18 protein-coding genes, 2 tRNA genes and 1 pseudogene are annotated in these 19,809 nt (G+C 41.8%); 19 read left to right on the top strand and 2 right to left on the bottom strand.

The features are described 5' to 3' along the window. The first annotated feature begins 25 nt into the window (after positions 1–25). Genes A8805_RS09440 through A8805_RS09430 form a run of 3 tightly spaced genes read left to right on the top strand, consistent with a single transcriptional unit; the run spans position 26 to position 3,096 of the window. The gene (locus A8805_RS09440; RefSeq protein ID WP_109710412.1) at positions 26–1,219 is read left to right on the top strand and encodes a DUF5711 family protein; all 1,194 of its coding nucleotides are present in this window, start codon (positions 26–28) and stop codon (positions 1,217–1,219) included. An 8-nt stretch (positions 1,220–1,227) separates the two neighbouring features. Further along, positions 1,228–2,046, top strand: coding sequence for a CvpA family protein (locus tag A8805_RS09435; RefSeq protein ID WP_109710410.1), 819 nt, complete (start codon positions 1,228–1,230; stop codon positions 2,044–2,046). 21 nt (positions 2,047–2,067) lie between these two features. Then, a complete protein-coding gene (locus A8805_RS09430) occupies positions 2,068–3,096 on the top strand; it encodes an XdhC family protein (protein ID WP_109710408.1) in 1,029 nt (342 codons plus the stop codon). Positions 3,097–3,161: 65 nt separating this feature from the next. Here A8805_RS09430 and A8805_RS09425 read toward each other — a convergent pair whose 3' ends face one another. Next, positions 3,162–3,875 carry a flagellar brake protein gene (locus A8805_RS09425; RefSeq protein ID WP_181392792.1) on the bottom strand — a complete coding sequence of 238 codons (714 nt, stop codon included), beginning with the start codon at positions 3,873–3,875 and terminating at the stop codon, positions 3,162–3,164. Between the two features lie 227 nt (positions 3,876–4,102). On the opposite strand from A8805_RS09425, the gene A8805_RS09420 reads away from it, so the two are divergent. Both A8805_RS09420 and A8805_RS09415 read left to right on the top strand, forming a co-directional pair. Then, a tRNA-Ala gene (locus A8805_RS09420) sits at positions 4,103–4,175 on the top strand. A 34-nt stretch (positions 4,176–4,209) separates the two neighbouring features. Further along, positions 4,210–4,281 (top strand) — tRNA-Asn (locus A8805_RS09415). Positions 4,282–4,506: 225 nt separating this feature from the next. Here A8805_RS09415 and A8805_RS09410 read toward each other — a convergent pair. Next, positions 4,507–4,821 (bottom strand): TetR-like C-terminal domain-containing protein, encoded by a 315-nt coding sequence (locus A8805_RS09410; protein WP_181392791.1) that lies wholly within the window; start codon positions 4,819–4,821, stop codon positions 4,507–4,509. 352 nt (positions 4,822–5,173) lie between these two features. On the opposite strand from A8805_RS09410, the pseudogene A8805_RS22965 reads away from it, so the two are divergent. The 14 genes and pseudogenes from A8805_RS22965 to A8805_RS09340 form a co-directional block, all read left to right on the top strand. Beyond that, positions 5,174–5,281 (top strand): annotated as a pseudogene (locus A8805_RS22965) (PadR family transcriptional regulator); the annotation flags it as partial. A gap of 77 nt (positions 5,282–5,358) precedes the next feature. Next, positions 5,359–7,680 (top strand): ABC transporter permease, encoded by a 2,322-nt coding sequence (locus tag A8805_RS09400; protein WP_109710404.1) that lies wholly within the window; start codon positions 5,359–5,361, stop codon positions 7,678–7,680. Between the two features lie 3 nt (positions 7,681–7,683). Continuing rightward, positions 7,684–8,442 (top strand): ABC transporter ATP-binding protein, encoded by a 759-nt coding sequence (locus A8805_RS09395; RefSeq protein WP_109710402.1) that lies wholly within the window; start codon positions 7,684–7,686, stop codon positions 8,440–8,442. Between the two features lie 33 nt (positions 8,443–8,475). Continuing rightward, complete coding sequence (locus A8805_RS09390) at positions 8,476–9,309, top strand: AraC family transcriptional regulator (protein ID WP_109710400.1); 834 nt, start codon at positions 8,476–8,478, stop codon at positions 9,307–9,309. An 88-nt stretch (positions 9,310–9,397) separates the two neighbouring features. Continuing rightward, positions 9,398–10,015, top strand: a complete 618-nt coding sequence (locus tag A8805_RS09385) for a DUF4867 family protein (protein WP_109710398.1) — start codon at positions 9,398–9,400, stop codon at positions 10,013–10,015. Positions 10,016–10,085: 70 nt separating this feature from the next. Next, positions 10,086–11,570, top strand: coding sequence for an L-fucose/L-arabinose isomerase family protein (locus A8805_RS09380; protein WP_109710396.1), 1,485 nt, complete (start codon positions 10,086–10,088; stop codon positions 11,568–11,570). A gap of 94 nt (positions 11,571–11,664) precedes the next feature. Then, complete coding sequence (gene xylB / locus A8805_RS09375) at positions 11,665–13,131, top strand: xylulokinase (RefSeq protein ID WP_109710394.1); 1,467 nt, start codon at positions 11,665–11,667, stop codon at positions 13,129–13,131. 182 nt (positions 13,132–13,313) lie between these two features. Then, positions 13,314–14,357, top strand: coding sequence for an AEC family transporter (locus A8805_RS09370; RefSeq protein WP_207657684.1), 1,044 nt, complete (start codon positions 13,314–13,316; stop codon positions 14,355–14,357). 134 nt (positions 14,358–14,491) lie between these two features. Further along, on the top strand, positions 14,492–14,800 hold the full coding sequence (locus A8805_RS09365) for a hypothetical protein (RefSeq protein WP_109710390.1): 309 nt from the start codon (positions 14,492–14,494) through the stop codon (positions 14,798–14,800). Positions 14,801–14,940: 140 nt separating this feature from the next. Then, entirely contained in the window at positions 14,941–15,885 is a 945-nt protein-coding gene (locus tag A8805_RS09360) for a metal ABC transporter substrate-binding protein (protein ID WP_242992316.1), read from the top strand. Positions 15,886–15,911: 26 nt separating this feature from the next. Next, positions 15,912–16,577, top strand: coding sequence for a metal ABC transporter ATP-binding protein (locus A8805_RS09355; protein ID WP_242992313.1), 666 nt, complete (start codon positions 15,912–15,914; stop codon positions 16,575–16,577). Beyond that, entirely contained in the window at positions 16,574–17,386 is an 813-nt protein-coding gene (locus A8805_RS09350; protein WP_109710383.1) for a metal ABC transporter permease, read from the top strand. Before A8805_RS09355 ends, A8805_RS09350 begins: the two co-directional genes overlap by 4 nt. Beyond that, a complete protein-coding gene (locus A8805_RS09345) occupies positions 17,383–18,960 on the top strand; it encodes a permease (protein WP_109710381.1) in 1,578 nt (525 codons plus the stop codon). The genes A8805_RS09350 and A8805_RS09345 overlap by 4 nt, the downstream gene beginning before the upstream one ends. After that, complete coding sequence (locus A8805_RS09340) at positions 18,957–19,805, top strand: TIGR03943 family putative permease subunit (RefSeq protein ID WP_181392789.1); 849 nt, start codon at positions 18,957–18,959, stop codon at positions 19,803–19,805. The genes A8805_RS09345 and A8805_RS09340 overlap by 4 nt, the downstream gene beginning before the upstream one ends. Positions 19,806–19,809: the final 4 nt, after the last annotated feature.

The following is a 19,809-nucleotide window of genomic DNA, read 5'->3' as shown; positions in this document are numbered from 1 at the left end:
AGACAAAAGAAGCAAGGGGTTTAAAATGGCGCGGAAGAAGAATCCATATTTGAAGATAGCAGAACCGGTGGATTTAGAAAAATTAAAGCTCGCAGTAAAGCAGCGCAAAATAGGCAAGGTAAAAAGAGGAACTGTTATCGCAGTGCTTGGAGCTATGATAGTGGGGGGGACTTTTCTGCTGGTGAAGAATCATTCTTATACCAGTGTAAATAAAGCGGCGGCTTATACCAATGAGACAGAAGACAATAACAAGTATACCCAGTTTGCAGCCGGGATTGTCCGCTACAGCAGGGATGGGATTGTATTTCTGGACAGGAAGAATGAAGAACAGTGGATTCAGCCATGTCAGATGAAGAATCCGATAATTGATGTGAATGAGGAAGTATTTGCTGTGGCTGACAGCGGCGGTAATTCTATTCTCGTATTTACAGAAAACGGTCTCAAGGGTGAGATAGAGACTACTCTTCCAATCGAAAAGGTATCAGTTTCCAATCAGGGAATTGTAAGTACGATTTTGAAGAATGAAGGTTCTCCGATGATTGTTTCGTACGATGCAGCGGGAAATATTCTGGTGGAGCATCAGGTCACGGTGAACAGCACAGGTTACCCTCTTGCATTGGACATGTCCCGGGACGGAATGACATTGGCTGTTTCTTACCTTTCCATGAAGGGTGATATAATTAAATCGAAAGTCGCATACTATAACTTTGGTGAGGCGGGGAAGGCTAAGACAGATAATGAAGTGAGTATGGAAGAATATGACGGAACAATCATCCCTGAAGTATATTTTATGGATGACAGCACTTCTGTGGCAGTAAGTGACAGCTCCTTTATTATATATAAAGGAAAAGATGTGCCGCAAAAGAAAAAGGAAGTAGAAATCAACCAGGAAATTAAAAGTGTATTTCACACAGATAAATACATAGGTTTTGTACTTCTGAATAAGGATAAATCAGGATATGAGGCACGGTTGTATGATAAATCCGGCAGGCAGGTTATGAATAAAGCCTTCACCGGAGAATACAACAATGTTAAAATGAAGGGTGACGAAATTATCATGTTCGACGGTTCCAGGTGCTGTATTATTACAAGAAATGGTATCCAGAGATTTTCTGGGGATTTAAAGACCGATGCATTAGAAGTCATTCCTTCATGGGGAATTAATAGGTACCTGGTGATGAACGCAAATGAATTAAGGGTGATTTATTTAGCGAAATAGGAGAAAATATGAATAACTGGTTATTGATAATTGTTGGAGTAATTTTCTTAATAGGAATTGTGGTAGGGTATGTCAGGGGATTTTTCAAAATAGGACTTTCCATTCTTTCAGCGGTGCTGACCATCGTCCTTATGGTTATTTTAAATCCTTATGTAGCACAGGCCCTGATAAAATATACTCCGATTGATGACATGATAGAAGAAAAATGTATTGAAGCGTTTATACCCAAAATTTCAGAGGAGGATATTGCAAAGATAGACTTGAGCGGTACCCCCCTTGAAGGACTGAGCGCGGAACAACTGGCGGATATTGGGAAATTGGACTGGGAGAGGCTTGGGATTACGGAAAAAGATGTTCTCAAAGTATTAGGTGAGATACCCAAGGATGCCCAGATAAAACAGATAGAGGATTCGGGGCTCCCGTCTTTTCTTAAAAATATAATATTGGAAAATAATAATCCGGCAATCTATGAAGAGCTGGGTGTTACTAGTTTTACGGAATATGTAGCTGCTTATATTTCACGTATGGTCATAAAAGTCGTATCTTTCCTGGTTACATTTTTGTTGGTAATCATTATTGTAAACGCACTCATGGTGGCAGTGGATATTATAGGGGAACTTCCGGGAGTAGGATTTTTAAACCATTTTGCGGGCGGTCTTGCAGGAATTGCTGGAGCGCTGCTTTTTGTGTGGATTGGCTTCCTTGTCATTACCATGCTATATTCCACGGCAGCCGGAAAGGCATGTTTCGAAATGATAGATGAGAGCAGAATACTCACATTTTTGTATAATAAAAATATTTTACTTCAAAAGTTGCTGAAGTTTTAATATATAAGGAGAGGTAAAGATATGTTGGAATTATATAAAAATATAGAGAATTGTAATCCGGATGCCCAAAATGTGGTGCTGACTGTTCTGGATGGGGAAGCTTTTGGAGAGAAAGCACTGGTTTCAGACGGACAGTTGCTATGGGAAAGTAAAGAGCATGGATTTTTCACTGGGAATAAGGAGGCTCTTAAACAAAGCTTCAATGAGAGCCTGACAGTAATTAATGGCAGCAAACTCTTCTGTGACAGTTTGGGTCTGGAGAAGCATTTAGTAATCTGCGGTGGGGGACATGTCTCCATACCTATCATTCAAATTGGAATTATGATGGGGTGTGCGGTAACTGTACTGGAGGACCGTCCTCAGTTTGCTGATAATGCCAGGAGAGCAGGAGCTTCCAATGTTATCTGTGAACCTTTTGAAGATGGTCTGGATAAGATTATGGGAAATGAAGATACTTTCTTTGTGATTGTAACCAGGGGACACCGTTACGATCAGGTTTGCCTGGAGAGGATTGCAAAAAAGAAACATGCCTATATCGGAATGATAGGGAGTAAGCTCCGGGTTCGTAAAGTAAAAGAAACATTACTTGAGCGGGGAAGTGATAAAGCCATATTGGATCAGGTTTATACCCCGATAGGGCTGGATATCGGTGCGGAAACTCCGGCAGAAATAGCAGTTGCAATTATGGCTGAGATTATTGAAGTGAAAAATAAGAAGAAAAGAAACTATGGTTATTCAAAAGAATTAATGAAAGCGATTCTAGATGTAGACTCCTATCCGGGCAGCAAGGTGCTTGCTACGATCGTAACCCGCCATGGTTCTGCTCCCCGGGGTGCAGGAACTAAAATGTTAATTTTGTCTGATGGAAAGGCAATCGGTACGATTGGCGGCGGATGCATGGAATCTGATGTGCTGCAAAAAGCACTGCTGATGATTAGAAGCGAAAGCCGGGAGCCGAGAGTCTGCCACGTAGATATGACGGGGAATGATGCAGAAGATGAGGGCATGGTGTGCGGAGGCGTTGTAGATGTTCTTCTGGAAGTTATTTAGCACAAATATCCCGGCGCCAGCCTTAAAAACACATAGGCAAGTGCCGGAAAATGATCTTCAGCAGTTTAAGATCCCTGTGTATGCCGCCGCCGTTCTTCCAATTGTTTTTCCACAATATATCGGTAAAACCGCTGCCTCTGTGTTGGATCCTTGGGATTACTAAGGAATTTGACCGCCGTCTTGAACTTATATTTCCCTTCTATGTTCTTTTCGGCGCGGAATACCAATGCTTCAGCGGTTTCTGTGCTGCCTATACTAAAGGTGAGAGTTACATTCTCGCCTTTTTCTATGTATTCATCAGTGGCAAAAAGCATACCACTATCACTGAAATTTATTGTCCTTCCCTGTATAGTCTGAGGCTCAGGGGTACTATTTCCTTCCTGTATCTGCAGACGTTTAACCGTAATGGGAAAAGAACAGGGGAGACGGTAACAATTCCTGCGCTGGGATGAGCTTATCTTGCCGGCACGCAATATCTTTGCGTACAGCAAATTTCCCTGCCATATCTGTTCCTGAAACTGAACAGGCAGAGCATACATCATTGGCTCTGCAAAAAGGTACATGACAATGTCTTCATCTATCGGTAATGGGTAATAGTATCCCTGGTACATGGGCATTTGTATGAGCACACAGTCATCAGCCAGGATTTCTTCCACTATGGAATTGAGTGACAGAACCTTTTCTATTCCGTCGGCACCACTTTTAAGGGGGACTTCCAAGGCTACCTTCATCCCGGGTTTAATTTTAACAGCTGCCTCATTTTTATTATTCTTTGCCATAGGCTTCTCCATTCAATCACTCTGCAAAAGCGATGGTTTTATACTTAATATAGTTTAGAAAATCACTCTTGTCAATATATAAGGACATGAGTTTTTTATTCAACGTTTTATTGCGCCGGTGCCCTGAAAACAGAAGCAATTGCTGTGAAAATTCCAAAAAAAATATATTGACACTTCTGGTGAAGTGTGATATCATATGGAAGTTATCGGAAGTAATTGAAATCCATGGGGGATTAGCTCAGTTGGGAGAGCGCCTGCCTTGCAAGCAGGAGGTCACGAGTTCGACTCTCGTATTCTCCACTAAAACCCGCACAAAAGTGTTGGGCATATATATTCCTCGATAGCTCAGCGGTAGAGCATTCGGCTGTTAACCGAAGGGTCGTTGGTTCAAACCCAACTCGGGGAGCTATGAAAAGTCCTGTAAACATCAATGTTTGCAGGACTTTTTTGTTTAGAGAAACCATATTAAAAGTAGTAAAGAACATAATTTAAAGCACAAGGTGTTTGTTAACCCAAAATTAAATTACATATTTATGGGATGCGCTAAGGGTGTGTCAATCTAAATCCATGGACAAATCTCCCGCTAAGAAAGCACCAAGAAGTGTACAAATATAACTAAGAAATCTCCTTGTCACACTTGAAAAATAATAGTGGCCAGTTCTTCTGGAGATAAATTTGCATTGTTAGAAGCCCACGTCAACATAACATTCCAAAAGCCGCCTATCCTAAATGCTAAAACATAATCTGTTGTTGTACTTTCTTTCTTTTTACCGATTAAGAGATCTTGCTGCAATTCTGAAAACCTCCTAAATTGATCGAACACATAATTACTTAATCCACAATTTTGCATGTTTCTGATAAAATGCAGATGTCTTTCCCAAAAACGAAAAAAAGTCAAAATTGCATAATACTTGTCCGGCTTATTATTTTTATTAAATTCCAACATGTATTCGTTGCTGAGTTGGGCTATATATTGTTCAAGTACATCATGTTTTGAATCAAAATTTCGGTAGAACGTGCGTCTATCAAGTTCTGCTTTACGGCAAATCTCTGATACACTAATTTTATTACAGCTGTTTTTCTCAGTTATAAGAAAAAACCTCCGGGGGATCGCACTGCGGCGTCAAGGAAGATGTTGCTGTCGCAACTCCCCGTAGGCGGAGAATCTCGCAAGCGAGATTCTTTCTTGATATAGTTTTACTCAATTCTGTTTTTATAAAAACATATAATAATGATTGACGGATTATATTATACATAATATAATATATGAAAGAAAATAATATTAAAGGAGTGATAATATGGTATTCAACACTGGAGCAGCATTGCTGGATGCAATTGTGCCGGGAGCTGTGTCACGGGATATGGAAGGTACTTATGGCTGCAAGATTACCCAGGATGTGCGTAAGAATGAAATTCCGGATGTTCCTGCAGAGCTTTTCATGGCCCATATCAGCGCAATTTTTGATAGTGAGGTGAGGTCATAATGTATAGAAAATTAATATTAAACGATATTAATAAGAGCAGGCTGCTTACAATAACTATTACTGTATTTATCCTTCTGGCGGCACTGCTTACTTCCCTTGCCGCCATGCTTACGATAAACTTGTTCACTGCCATTGACAATATGATGCTGAGCGCCAAAACACCCCATTTCCTTCAGATGCATTCTGGCGATATTGATATGGAGCGGCTTTCTGTTTTTGCGGGTACGCAGGAGGAGGTAGAGGATTTTCAGGTATTGAAGTTCCTCAATATTGAAGGGGCCGAGATATTTATTGGTGAAAACTCCCTTGCCAGTTCCGTGCAGGATAATGGTCTTTCGGTCCAAAGTAAGAGATTTGACTTTCTGCTGGATTTAAATGGCAATATCATTACTCCGGCAGATGGGGAGATTTATGTCCCTATTTATTATATGAAGGAGGGAACGGCCAGTGTCGGTGACAGGGTGACCATTCACGGGATGCCGTTTACCGTTGCTGGCTTCCTGAGGGACTCCCAGATGAACGCTGCTATGATTTCTTCTAAGCGGTTCCTAATCAGTGAAAATGATTTTCAAAAGTTGCAGGGGGTTGGAAAGCTGGAATACCTGATTGAGTTCCGACTTACAGACAGTTCTGCTGTTTCCGCCTTTGAGTCCGCTTATCTCCAGGCGGGGCTTGAGGCAAACGGACCTCCTGCCATCACCCACGCCCTGTTTAGAATGGCAAATGCTATTAGTGACGGTATGATGATAGCAGTGCTTATTCTTATCAGTGCCCTTGTAATTATTATCAATTTCTTGTGTATTCGCTTTACCCTGCTTGCCAAGATAGAGGAGGATTATCGGGAAATTGGTGTATTAAAGGCTATCGGCCTGCGGGTTTGGAGTATTAAAAAGCTCTATCTGGCAAAGTATAGTGTGCTGGCAGGTATCGGCTGCATATTGGGCTTTATCCTTTCCCTGTTTGCAAAGGACCCATTGATGGAGAATATACGGCTATATATGGGCGGGGAAAGAGATTCCGGTATTGGTATAGCATTGGGAATGGCAGGAGCGGGTATTATCTTCTTTATAGTAATACTTTATGTAAACGCTACTCTGCGCCGCTTTAAAAAGATATCGGCAGCCCAGGCAATCCGGTTTGGTGCACCCCAGGAACAATCCAAAGCAGTAAAAGGCTTTCTGTTAAGCGAAAACCGGGTGCTCTCACCGAACGTTTTTCTCGGAATAAAGGATGTACTGTCCAGAAAGAAATTGTATGTAACAATGCTTTTGGTGCTGGTAATTTCAACATTCCTGATGATTGTGCCACAGAATATCCACAACACCATTTCGAAAAGAAACTTTATGACCTATATGGGCATTGGTGAGTGCGATATGCGGATTGACATTCAGCAGGCGGACAACATCGCAGCTAAAGCATCGGAAATTGCAGGCGTGATAGAGAAGGATAAGGATATCACGCGGTATACGGTACTTACCAGTTATATGTTTGATATGCGGCTTGAGGATGGTTCCACGGGAAAGCTCAAGGTGGAGCTTGGCGATCATTCGGTGTTTCCCATAGAATATTCGGCTGGCACAGCACCCCGGAGTGAATCGGAAATTGCCATCTCTACACTCATTGCGGATGATACCCAAAAAGAAGTTGGAGACACCATAGCACTTCTGATTGACGGGCAGGAAAGGGTGCTTACCGTGTGTGGAATATACTCCGACATTACCAATGGGGGAAAGACGGCAAAAGCGGTTTTTAAGACAAGCCAGGAACACATTATTTGGAGCATCATCCCGGTGGAACTGCGGGACAGGGCTTTGACAGATGTGAAAGCAGCCGGGTACAAAAAGCAGTTTTCCTATGCTAAAATATCCGATATAGAAGAATATCTGAATCAGTCATTTGGTACGACAGTTGCTGCAATTAAAAAGGCTTCTTATGCCTCTATTGCCGCTGCTGCGCTTCTTACCGTGCTGGTGACGCTGCTCTTTATGAAAATGCTGGTCACAAAAGACAGATATCCGGTTGCTGTACTAAAATCCTCCGGTTTTAATAACAGGGATATTTGCAGACAATATGTAACGCGGTCTGTTATTGTTCTTGTTATTGGTGTGCTAATCGGAACTGTATTAGCAAATACTGTAGGAGAGCTGGTAGGTGCCGGACTCATTTCGTCCTTTGGCGCATCTACATTCCATTTTGAAATTAACCCACTGTTTGCCTATCTGTTTTCACCTGCTCTTATGGCGGTTTGTGTGTATCTGGCAACGCGGCTTGGCATTTCTGATATTTTTTTACTGAAGATATCGGAACATATAAAGGAGTAAGCTATGAAGAAAATATTAAGTGGAAAAAATATTGTAAAAACTTATGGAAAAGGGCAGGAAACGTCCAACGCTCTCGATGGGGTTGATGTAGAGATACTTGCGGGCGAGTTTGTGTCGGTTATGGGACCGTCCGGCTGTGGGAAATCCACTTTGCTGTTTGCACTAAGCGGTACGGACAGCATTAGCAGCGGCTTCATAGAATTTGACGGCACAGAGCTGTCCCGTCTAAATGAAAACAAGCTTGCGGATATACGCCGGACGAAAATGGGTTTTGTGTTCCAACAGCCCACTATGCTGAAAAACCTGAACATCCTGGATAACATTATTCTTCCCAGCTTGCGGGAAAATAGAAAGGATACCACCCGTCATATTGAAAAAGCGAAGGAGCTGCTCCTCAAAACCGGCATATCGGAGCTTGAGAGACGTGACATTACCGAGGTTTCCGGCGGGCAGCTGCAGCGTGCAGGTATCTGCCGGGCCCTCATGAACAAACCTAAAATTCTGTTTGCTGATGAACCTACCGGAGCACTCAACTCAAAATCATCGGAAGGGATTATGGAGCTGTTTTCAGATATCAATAAAAATGGCACAGCCATTTTACTTGTTACCCATGATATCAAAGTAGCGTCCAGAGCGGACAGGGTACTATTTATGAAAGACGGTGTGATTAAATCAGAGCTTGGGTTTGGTAAGTTTAATGGTGTTGATATGCAAAAGAGAATGAATCGGGTGGCTTTACAAATGCGGAATTTCGAGATATAAATTTATTATCTTATTTATGCAGGAGGGAATCATATGGAATTCAATCATGAGCTAATTGTACCAAATGAGGATTTACCGTTTAAGGTGTTTATTTTTGAAGGAAGAGAGGGGAATTACTTCCGGGATGCTCACTGGCACCGGTCCATTGAGATATTTGCTGTGTTTGAGGGTTCTCTTACCTTTTATATTAATAAGCAGAAATACCCTCTGCATCCAGGGCAGTTCGTATTGGTGAACTCGAATGAGATTCATTCTATAGATTCACCTGCGCCGAACCTGACTGTGGTTATCCAAATACCGCTAAAGACCTTCGAGAATTATTATACGGGCCAGCAGTTTATCAGTTTTACCCACGACGCGCAGGCCCAGGATGAAAAAGTGATGTCATTGATTTCCCGTATTTATGAGACTTACTCAGAGAAAAAATGTGGATATGATTTAAGGGTGCAGGGATTGTTTTATGAACTTTTATACCAGATGGTGACAAAGTACAGGGAGACAGAGGTCAGTCAGGATATGCTTCGAAAAAACCGGAAGCTGAACCGGCTGTCTGTAATTACCTCCTATGTAAAGGAGCATTACACAGAAGAACTTTCTTTAGAACGTCTGGGTGGAATATTTGGATATTCTCCCACCTATCTTTCCAGGATGTTTCAGAAATATGCGGGGATTAATTATAAATCCTACCTGCAGAATATACGCATGGAGTATGCTTTGAAGGAATTGTTAAACACGGAATATACAATTAGTGAGATTGCCCTGGCAAATGGATTTCCTAACAGTAAGGCTATGGCAAAAGTATTTCGGAAAAAGTATGGCATACTTCCAAGTGAATTTAGAAAAAGACAAGAAAGTGACATTGTTTAGTTAAGTATTTGGTCGAAGATTTTGAAATAAATTGATAAAATAACTCCATAGGAATCCGTGTTAATAAAAATTCTTAGGAGGTAGAAGGATGAACATTCAGAAAGTTACAGACTCCTCATTCGGCAAATACGGGAAAATTCTCAAAGGATATTCTGTTAGCAGAATACTGAAGGAAATGGAACATACACCTTTGCCGGAAGAGGTGCTTTATGTGCCGTCTGTGGAAGAGATGGAGGTTCTGGAGGAAGCAGAAGCTCTTAAAAACGGTGCTTTCGGAGGTCTGCCAATTCAGATTGGATATTGCAATGGGGATAACCATAAGCTGAATGCATTGGAATATCACCGCTCATCTGAGATTAATATTGCAGTGACGAATCTGATTCTGTTGTTAGGAGCACAGCAGGATATCCAGGCAGACTATACATATGACACTTCTCTGGTGGAAGCATTTCTGGTTCCGGCAGGGACAGTTGTGGAGATGTATGCCACCACACTGCACTACGCCCCGTGTACTGCACAGCCAGGCGGTTTCCGGTGCGTTGTGGTTTTGCCGAAGGATACAAATACAGAGCTGACATTTGTGCCGGGCACACAGGGAGAGGAGCGGCTGATTACAGCAAAAAACAAATGGCTGATTGCACACCCTGAGGCTGAAATCCCGGGGGCGTTCTGTGGTTTGCAGGGAGAGAATATTACTCTGGATTAGTTACACATCTAAGGTAAGAAAATGTAAGGCAGCCAATAAGTTTATTTGTTAAGAAAGAGAGGAATATACAATGAATAATATGCCAGAATTAAAAATTGGAGTTGTAGCAGTCAGCAGAGATTGTTTCCCGGAAAGCCTGTCCGTAACACGCAGAGAGGCAGTGATGAAAGCTTATAAAGAGAAATATGGTGATGAGGAAGTTTACGAATGTCCCATTTGTATCGTAGAAAGCGAACTTCATATGGTACAGGCGCTGGAGGATGTAAAAAATGCCGGATGCAACGCTCTTGTTGTTTACCTTGGGAATTTTGGGCCGGAGATTGCTGAGACATTGCTGGCAAAGCACTTTGATGGGCCAAAGATGTTTATTGCAGCGGCAGAGGAGACAGGACATAACCTGATTCAGGGCCGGGGAGATGCATACTGCGGGATGCTGAATGCCAGCTATAATCTAAAGCTTCGTAATATCAAAGCATATATCCCGGAGTATCCCGTTGGAACAGCAGAAGAATGTGCAGATATGATTCAGGAGTTTAAGCCAATTGCAAGGGCAGTTGTAGGTTTGAATAGCTTGAAGATTATCAGCTTCGGCCCCCGCCCGCTGAATTTCCTTGCGTGTAATGCTCCGATTCAACAGCTTTATAACCTGGGGGTAGAAATAGAAGAGAATTCAGAGCTGGATTTATTTGAAGCATATAATAAACATGCCGGTGACGAAAGAATTCCAGGTATTGTAAAAGAGATGGAAGAAGAACTGGGAACAGGCAACAAAAAACCCGAGATTCTGGAGAAACTGGCGCAGTATGAAGTTACGTTGAAAGACTGGGTTGAAGAGCACAAAGGATATAGAAAGTACGTTGCAATTGCAGGGAAATGCTGGCCTGCATTCCAGACACAATTTGGATTCGTACCATGTTATATCAACAGCCGTCTGACGGCAGAAGGAATTCCGGTATCCTGTGAAGTAGACATTTACGGCGCATTAAGCGAATTTATCGGAACAGTCGTGAGCGAAGATGTTGTAACACTGCTTGACATCAACAATACCGTACCGGCAGACATGTACAAAGAAGACATTGAAGGAGAATTTAACTATACACAGAAGGACACCTTTATGGGCTTCCACTGCGGAAATACGGCTTCCAGCAAACTCTCCTTCTGTGAGATGAAATATCAGATGATTATGGCAAGGGCACTTCCCGAAGAAGTAACACAGGGAACACTGGAAGGCGACATTATACCAGGAGACATCACATTTTTCAGGCTGCAAAGCACAGCAGACTGTAAACTCCGTGCATACATAGCCCAGGGAGAAGTACTTCCCGTAGCCACAAAATCCTTCGGTTCCATCGGTGTATTTGCCATACCGGAGATGGGAAGATTCTACCGACATGTATTAATAGAAGGAAACTACCCGCACCACGGAGCGGTAGCCTTCGGAAATCATGGAAGGGCATTGTTTGAAGTATTTAAGTATATTGGAGTTCCTGTGGAAGAGATCGGATATCACCAGCCGGCAGGCGTAAGATACCCCACAGAAAACCCATGGAACTAGACAGAATATTCTGAAAATGGAGCTCAAAGGGGACAGTCCCTTTTCAAAAGGGACTGACCCCCTTTGAGTCCGCTTTATTTTAATGGAGGTAGTTATGTTATATATAGGGATAGATTTAGGTACATCAGCAGTGAAGCTTTTGCTAATGGATGAAAGTGGAAAGATTTGTAATGTTGTTTCAAAGGAGTACCCGCTGTATTTTCCTCACCCAGGCTGGTCGGAGCAGAATCCGGGGAATTGGTATGAGCAGACGGTGGAGGGAATCAAGGAGCTGACCGCAGGCTGTGATAAATCTCAGATTGCAGGTATTGGCTGCGGGGGACAGATGCATGGTCTTGTGGTGCTGGATGAAAATGATGAAGTGATACGCCCTGCCATCTTATGGAATGACGGGCGCACCGGCAAGGAGACGGAGTATCTGAATCAGGTGATTGGAAAAGAAAAACTGTCTGCTTACACTGCCAATATTGCTTTTGCAGGATTTACGGCTCCAAAGATTCTCTGGATGAAGGAAAATGAGCCGGACAACTTTGCAAAGATTAGAAAAATTATGCTGCCCAAGGATTATCTTGCATACAAACTGAGTGGTGTATTCTGCACAGATTATTCGGACGCATCCGGCATGCTTCTTATGGACGTGGAGCATAAGTGCTGGTCAGAGGAAATGATGGAAATCTGCAGGGTAACAGAGGCACAACTGCCTAAACTGTATGAAAGTTATGAAGTTGTGGGAGATGTAAAAGCGGACCTGGCAGAAACCTTTGGATTTACAAAAGAGGTAAAGGTGGTTGCAGGTGCAGGCGATAATGCCGCTGCTGCGGTGGGGACTGGGACTGTAGGGGATGGTATGTGTAATATTTCCCTTGGGACATCAGGAACTATCTTTATTTCCAGCAGATCCTTTGGCGTGGATGATAACAATGCACTCCACTCCTTTGCTCATGCAGACGGAAATTATCATTTAATGGGATGTATGTTAAGTGCGGCATCCTGCAATAAATGGTGGATGGATGAAATTCTGCGTACAAAGGAATATGCTGCGGAACAAGAGCGCATTGTAAAACTGGGTGAGAATCAGGTGTTCTATCTTCCATATCTGATGGGAGAACGTTCCCCCCATAATGACCCTAAGGCACGCGCTACGTTTATTGGTATGACAATGGATACCACAAGAGAGGAAATGACACAGGCAGTGCTGGAAGGTGTAGCATTTGGATTGAGAGATTCTTTGGAAGTTGCAAGGAAACTTGGGATTCAGATTGAACGCACGAAAATCTGCGGAGGAGGAGCGAAAAGCCCCCTTTGGAAGAAAATCATTGCAAATGTTATGGATTTGAAAGTGGATGTCATTGAGAGTGAGGAAGGCCCGGGATACGGAGGAGCCATACTTGCAGCGGTGGGCTGCGGGTCATATGCTTCTGTAGAGGAAGCGGCAGAGAAACTGGTGAAAATCGTGGAAACTGTAGAGCCGGAGGAAGAACTGGTGGATAGATATGAGGAAAGATATCAAAAATTCAGGAAGATTTACCCGGCTGTAAAGGAGCTGTTCCAGTCTCTGTAGAGGGATAGCAAAGAAATAAACAAAATTGGATACCGGATATTGAATGTTAGTTTAAGTACACATTCAATATCCGGTATTAAACTGTCATTCATTAATTACAGTATTACCAATTGTCTTTATTCCGCAGACTTCACTTGCTCTGCCGGCACTGTTTGGATACTGGAAAATATTCTGAAAAGCTTATGAATATTGAAATCATGGAATTATTTGTTTGTTATAGCTATACTTTTCTGCCTTTGTTAGATATTATATTAAAAGTGGGTGTGCTAATAGAGGAGGATTTTATAATGGATAGTCTTTTCGTTTCCATCAATGCAATATTTCCAATTGCTATTTTAACAGCCATTGGATTCTACATAAAAAAACATGGGATATTAGGAAAAACAACTTTTCAGGAACTAAATAAAATATGTTTTAAACTTTTTTTACCAGTATTACTGTTTTGCAATATCTATACAACAGACCAAGGATTATGGATTCCGTGGAAGTTGATATTTTTTTGTGTAGCTATGGTTTTGGTTGTCTTTTTTATTATGATGGTTTGTACACCTATTTTTGTGAAGGATTCAAAACAGCAGGGTGTAGTTATCCAAGGTGTATTTCGAAGCAATTTTGTTATTTTAGGTTTTCCGATTGCAACGGCGATTTGCGCTGGACAACATATTGCTATTGTATCGATATTAGCAGCTGTTATAGTGCCATTGTTCAATTTTCTGGCGGTTATTACGCTAGTAGTGCACGGTGAGGAGCGTATAAATTATAAGATGCTTGTAGTAAGTATTCTAAAAAACCCATTGATTATTTCTTCTGCAATTGGTGTTACATTTTATCTGTTGCAAATCACATTGCCAACCTTTTTGGTTTCAACGATAAAAAGTGTTAGCTATGTTGCCACCCCACTTTCTATTATTGTTCTTGGAGGGAGTCTAGATATTTTCAGCATTAAAAATAATCGCAAAATTTTGTTTGGAACAATATTATTTAGATTGCTGGTGGTTCCGTTGGCAGTTGTTTCCACTGCAATAGCGCTGGGATTTAGAAATATTGAATTGGTGACAATTTTAACTGTTTTTGCAACACCAACAGCGGTTTCATCCTATGTTATGGCGCGGGAAATGAATTGTGATGGCGAGTTAGCAGCAGAAATTGTGATTTTATCGTCTATTATATCATGTTTTACAATTTTTATATTTATCTATTTCCTGGATGCATTTGCTTTTCTGTAGAAGATGCACAGCCTTGCATTGTTTGAGATTTTTGGGGCTTGGGTATACAAAAATATTTTTCTAAGTTATAATATAATAAAAAGTAAGTAAGAATGTTATATGCAGTTTGAATAAAAGGAGGCAGAAAAGCTGTCGTGAGTGAGATAAAAACATTAAAAAAAAATATAATATCTTTGATTCTTGCAGGCGCAGTTTTATGTGCTTTTCTTCTTTCTGATTTATATATCAGTGAACATATAGAACATCATTGTACCGGTAAAGATTGTACGGTCTGCCTGGAAATTCAACATGCGGAAAGTATGATAAATCAGATTGGAGGCGCGGTACTCCCTGTTATGGTGATGATTGGTATTATTGCCATTGTCATAAATTTCCTGCCATTAATCTATTCTTTTATTCAGAGGGAAACTCTAATATCTGAAAAGGTAAGACTTAATAATTGAATCGGCATATAAAGGGGAATTCTATAATTTTGTAGAACAGTTCCTTGTTTTTTTATGCCCATTTTTATCAGATACTAAGTTTCAGATAGAGTAGGAGGATTAAGATGAAAAAATCATTGTATATTTTATTGATACTTTTAATGACGGTTTCGTGGAGCGTGGGATGCGGAAGTGAGAAATCAAAAGCAACGGAAAAGAATGAAGCGGGTGAAGAAAAGAGCCAGTCCGAATCCGGAGATGAAAAACTGAAGGTTCTGGCCAGCTTTTATCCTATGTATGATTTTGCTCAGAAAGTCGGAGGAGATAAGGTTGAAGTGACGAATATGGTACCGGCCGGAACAGAGCCTCATGATTGGGAACCGACAGCTACAGACATCAGGCAATTAGAGGATGCCGATGTTTTTGTTTACAATGGTGCAGGTATGGAGCACTGGGCGGAAGACATACTGGCGTCCCTGGATAATCAGGAAATAACCATAGTAGAGGCCTCCAAGGGGCTGGAATTTATAGAAGGAGAGGCCCATGAAGAGGACGAGGCGGAGCATGAAGATGAGGATGACCATGATACCGGCTATGACCCTCATGTATGGCTTAACCCGTTAAATGCAAAGGCAGAAATGGAAAACATTAAAAATGCTTTGGTGGAAGCTGACCCGGAGAATGAAGCGTACTATACAGAGAATTATGAAAAATATTCTGTCAAGTTTGATCAGCTCGATGAGAAATACAAGGAAGAGCTTGCAGATATTAAAGGGAAAGATATTATTGTTGCACATGAAGCTTTTGGATATCTGTGCAATGCATATGGCCTGAATCAAGTTGGAATTGAAGGACTCTCACCGGATTCTGAGCCTGACCCTGCAAGAATGAAGGAAATCATAGAGTTTGCGAAAGAAAATCAGATAAAGACTATTTTCTTTGAAGAATTAGTCAGCCCGAAGGTTGCGGAGACGATTGCGGCAGAGATTGGTGCCAAAACAAGCGTGTTAAATCCGCTGGAGGGATTAAACGATGAACAACTTAAGGCTGGAGAAGATTATTTTTCTATTATGGAAGAGAATCTGACGGCATTAAAGGAGGGTTAAGAAATCATATGGAGGAAGGAAGCCTTATGGAAATTGTAAATATAAGTGAGCTGTCATTCCGGTATGTAGATATGCCGGTTTTAAGAGAAGTAAATTTGAATATAAGGCGCGGAGACTATGTGATTCTTACCGGAGAAAATGGAAGCGGTAAAAGTACACTGCTAAAGCTCTTGCTGGGGGAGTTGATTCCCCAGCAGGGCACCATAGAACTTTTTGGGAAAGATATTTCTAATGGGTTCCAGGGAATGAAAATAGGATATGTTCCCCAGAACGGTATTGGCAGAAATCAAAATTTCCCCGCAACTGTGGAAGAAATCATGATGACCGGACTGTATCAGCCCTTTGGAAAGAAACGTCTATCCAAAAGGCAATGCCAGCAACGGATAGCAGCAGCTTTGACAGAATTGGAAATGGAGATATTTTGTAAACAAAGAATAGGAGAATTGTCAGGGGGACAGCAGCAGAGAGTTATGCTGGCCAGGGCCCTGGCTGGCGAGCCAGAACTCCTGATATTGGATGAACCGGCAGCAGGGATCGATTCTGTCTCTTTAAAATCACTGTGCAAAGTTTTAAAACGGCTGAATCAGGAACAGGGACTTACGATTCTTATGGTTACTCATGGAAATATAAAAGAATTTTCGGGAGCGGAGAGATTCCTCAAAGCCGAAGATGGGAGGATTATAGAAGCATGAATATCTTGGAGTATGGATTTATGCAGCGGGCGTTTCTGGTTGGTATTTTGCTGGCGGTGGTTACTCCCTGTATTGGTATTACAATTGTACTCAAGCGGATGTCCATGATAGGAGATGCTCTTTCCCATGCCTCTCTGGCTGGCGTGGCGCTGGGACTTCTTCTAGGCATCAATCCTGTACTTGGGGCGGGAGCTGTTTGTATAGCCGCTGCCCTTGGAATTGAAAGCATCCGTAAAAAGCTGCCCAGATATTCGGAGATGGCGATTGCCATTGTAATGTCGGCAGGCATTGGTTTTGCCGGGGTGCTGTCCGGATATGTAAAGAACAGTGCAAATTTTAATAGCTTTTTATTTGGAAGTATTGTATCTATCAGCAGTGAGGAGCTTTTCCTCGTTTGTGTTGTGAGTTTATTAGTACTTTCGGCTCTTCTGAGATTTTACAGGGAGTTATTTTATATAGGGTTTGATGAAAGTGCGGCGCGTATTTCAGGTGTACCAGTGCGCCGGATTAATTTTATGTTTACGATATTGACTGCTTTAACTATATCCATTGCATCCCGTACGGTGGGTGCGCTGATTGTGTCTTCCATGCTGGTAGTGCCAGTTGCATGTGGAATGCAGATGGGAGGAAGCTACCGGAAGACTCTGATTTGTGCAATTTTGGTAGCAGTGTTCACAACAATAGCAGGCCTTTTTCTGTCTTACTATATTGGCTTGAAACCGGGCGGGGCTATTGTTCTTTTAGAGGTTGCATGGTTCCTTATTGTTATAGCAGGGAAAACAGTAAAAAATAAGCTGGGAGGTGTATGATGACAACACCGATATATGTGGTGTCAGGTTTTTTGGGAAGTGGGAAAACTACATTTCTTTCTAAAATACTGAGTTCTTATCAGAAAGAAGTTTTAATTATACAGTTTGAAGACGGCGAAGAAGAGCTGGATACAAACTTAACGAATACAGGCGGGTTACATCTAATGTGCTGGACAAAGGAGGAACTGGAAAAGGATTATGAACATGTCATATCGGAGATAACAAAAGAAATCGAGGCACATGAATACCATGAGATATGGGTAGAATGGAACGGTATGGAAGCTTTTTCAAAGTTGGAACGTATTTTTCTCCAACTGCGTATGCTGCCATATTCATATATTGAAAAGGTGATTTATCTGGCAGACGTGCAGCAGGCAGAAATATTGCTTGGTCAAACCGGAGAGGGACCAATGTCTCAGGTGGCTTCCAGTGATATTGTATTTGTTAGAAATGAAAAAAATATTAAAGACATAAATAAGTTTAAACAAAAATTAAAAAGTATCTCCTCGTCTTTGGATATCCGGCTTTTGCCTCAGGAGAGTATTGAAAAGGAAGCTATAAAAAGAAAGTTTAATCCCAACATTATATGGGCCGAAATTATACTCCTCGCAGGAGTTTTATTCTTTTTTATGCTGCCTTTCCTGGAGCAAAGGGGAATACCGGTGAACGCAGTGCTTACAATGTTTATGGGAGTATTCCTTCAGGGAGTGCCGTTCTTGCTTTTGGGAGTATTGCTTTCAGCTGCAATTCAGATTTTTGTTCCAAAAGAATGGATAGAAAAGGTTTTTCCGAAAAGCCCTGTTTTGGGTATGGCAGCAGGTCTGGCGGCAGGTTTTTTTCTGCCCGTTTGTGACTGTGCATCTATACCGGTGTTTAAGAGTCTGCTGAAAAAGGGAGTCGCGCTGCCGGCTGCTGTCTGTTTTATGACAGCGTCACCTATTGTAAATCCTGTAGTACTGATTTCTACATATTATGCTTTCAACAATGATATACGGGCTGTTTTTTACCGTACAGGATTAGGACTTATCTGTTCTTTTCTGATTGGATTGTCTTTCCTTATCAAAAAACCGGCTGATTTTTTGAAAGAGGGCACAGAGACATTTTCATACTGTACATGCGGCTGTTATGAGGAGAGCGAGACAGGAAAAGGGATTTGGGGAAAGTCTCAATTGTTTTTACGTCATGCCCAGTTGGAATTTTATGATGTTGGGAAATATCTTTTGATTGGTATTTTTATCTCTTCACTTTTTCAGACTGCTAATCTGGCAGGGTTAAAAAACCTGGGCAACAGCAGTATGCCAATAGCCTTGTTTGCTATGATTTTGCTGTCCTTTTTACTTTCCCTTTGTTCTTCTTCAGATGCGGTAGTGGCAAGGAGCCTGTCGGGAACATTTTCTTTCGTACCTATGCTTGGGTTCCTGGTGTTTGGACCAATGATGGATATTAAAAATGTTATGATGCTCAAGGGATATTTTAAAGGAAAATTTGTATTACGGCTTGCGGTCACGGCTCTGCTGGTATGTTATGCTGCTGTTCTGATCTTTGGACTTTTAGGCGGAGGTATGGTTATATGAAACGATATTTGAATGTGGAGGCAATCATAGAGGGTCTGAGTTGTCTGTTGTTATCTGCAAGAATTTTTTATCTGGCGTTCAGCGGCAAATATCTTTTGTTTGTAACTCCTAAAATAAAGCCTTATCTGTACTTTGCTTCCGTGGTTCTGTTGATTTGGGCGGTATTACGCTTACTGAAAGCGGGAAAACCAAAATATAAGATACATTTGTTTAGGTCTCTGGTGGTGATATTACCCCTTATGGCTATGTTTCTGCCATATAATACACTGTCAGCCAGCTCTACACAGTCAGGATATTCCAATGTGGCAAAGGATGCGGCAGGAAGTACCAGGGCGGATGCAAAAGAAGATAACGGAGAAGCTGCACAACAGGCTGATGAAATTGAAGAAGAAGTTGATAAGGCGGCAGAGTCCACTGATCAGACACAACAGACTTCACCTGGAGGTGAATTGAAAACTATTGTTCCTCCGGGGCTGGATGAGGAAAATAGAACTATAACTGTATCCGATGAAGACTTTTACCAGTGGCTGGTAGAACTGAGTTATCATCCCGAGAAATATGAAGGATTTGAAATTCATTTACATGGAACTATATACAGAGATGAAACTATGGCCGGGAATGAATTTGCCCTGACCAGGCTTCTCATGAGCTGCTGTGCGGCGGACCTTACACCCTGCGGACCTATCTGTCTGTGGGATGAAGCGGAAAGCCTGGAATCTGATAAATGGGTAAATGTGATAGGGAGTTATCACTTTGACCAAGAGAAAGGGATGGAAATTAGTGTAAGTTACATTGAAGATGCACAGCCAGCTGAGGAAGAGTACGTATATCCTTTTAGCTATTAAATAA

The organism is Faecalicatena contorta, assembly GCF_003149105.1.
In the GTDB taxonomy this organism is placed as follows: Bacteria; Bacillota; Clostridia; order Lachnospirales; family Lachnospiraceae; genus Muricomes; species Muricomes contortus_C.
The sequence above is the reverse complement of the archived record's forward strand: the minus strand, read 5'-3'. Positions and strand labels throughout refer to the sequence as shown.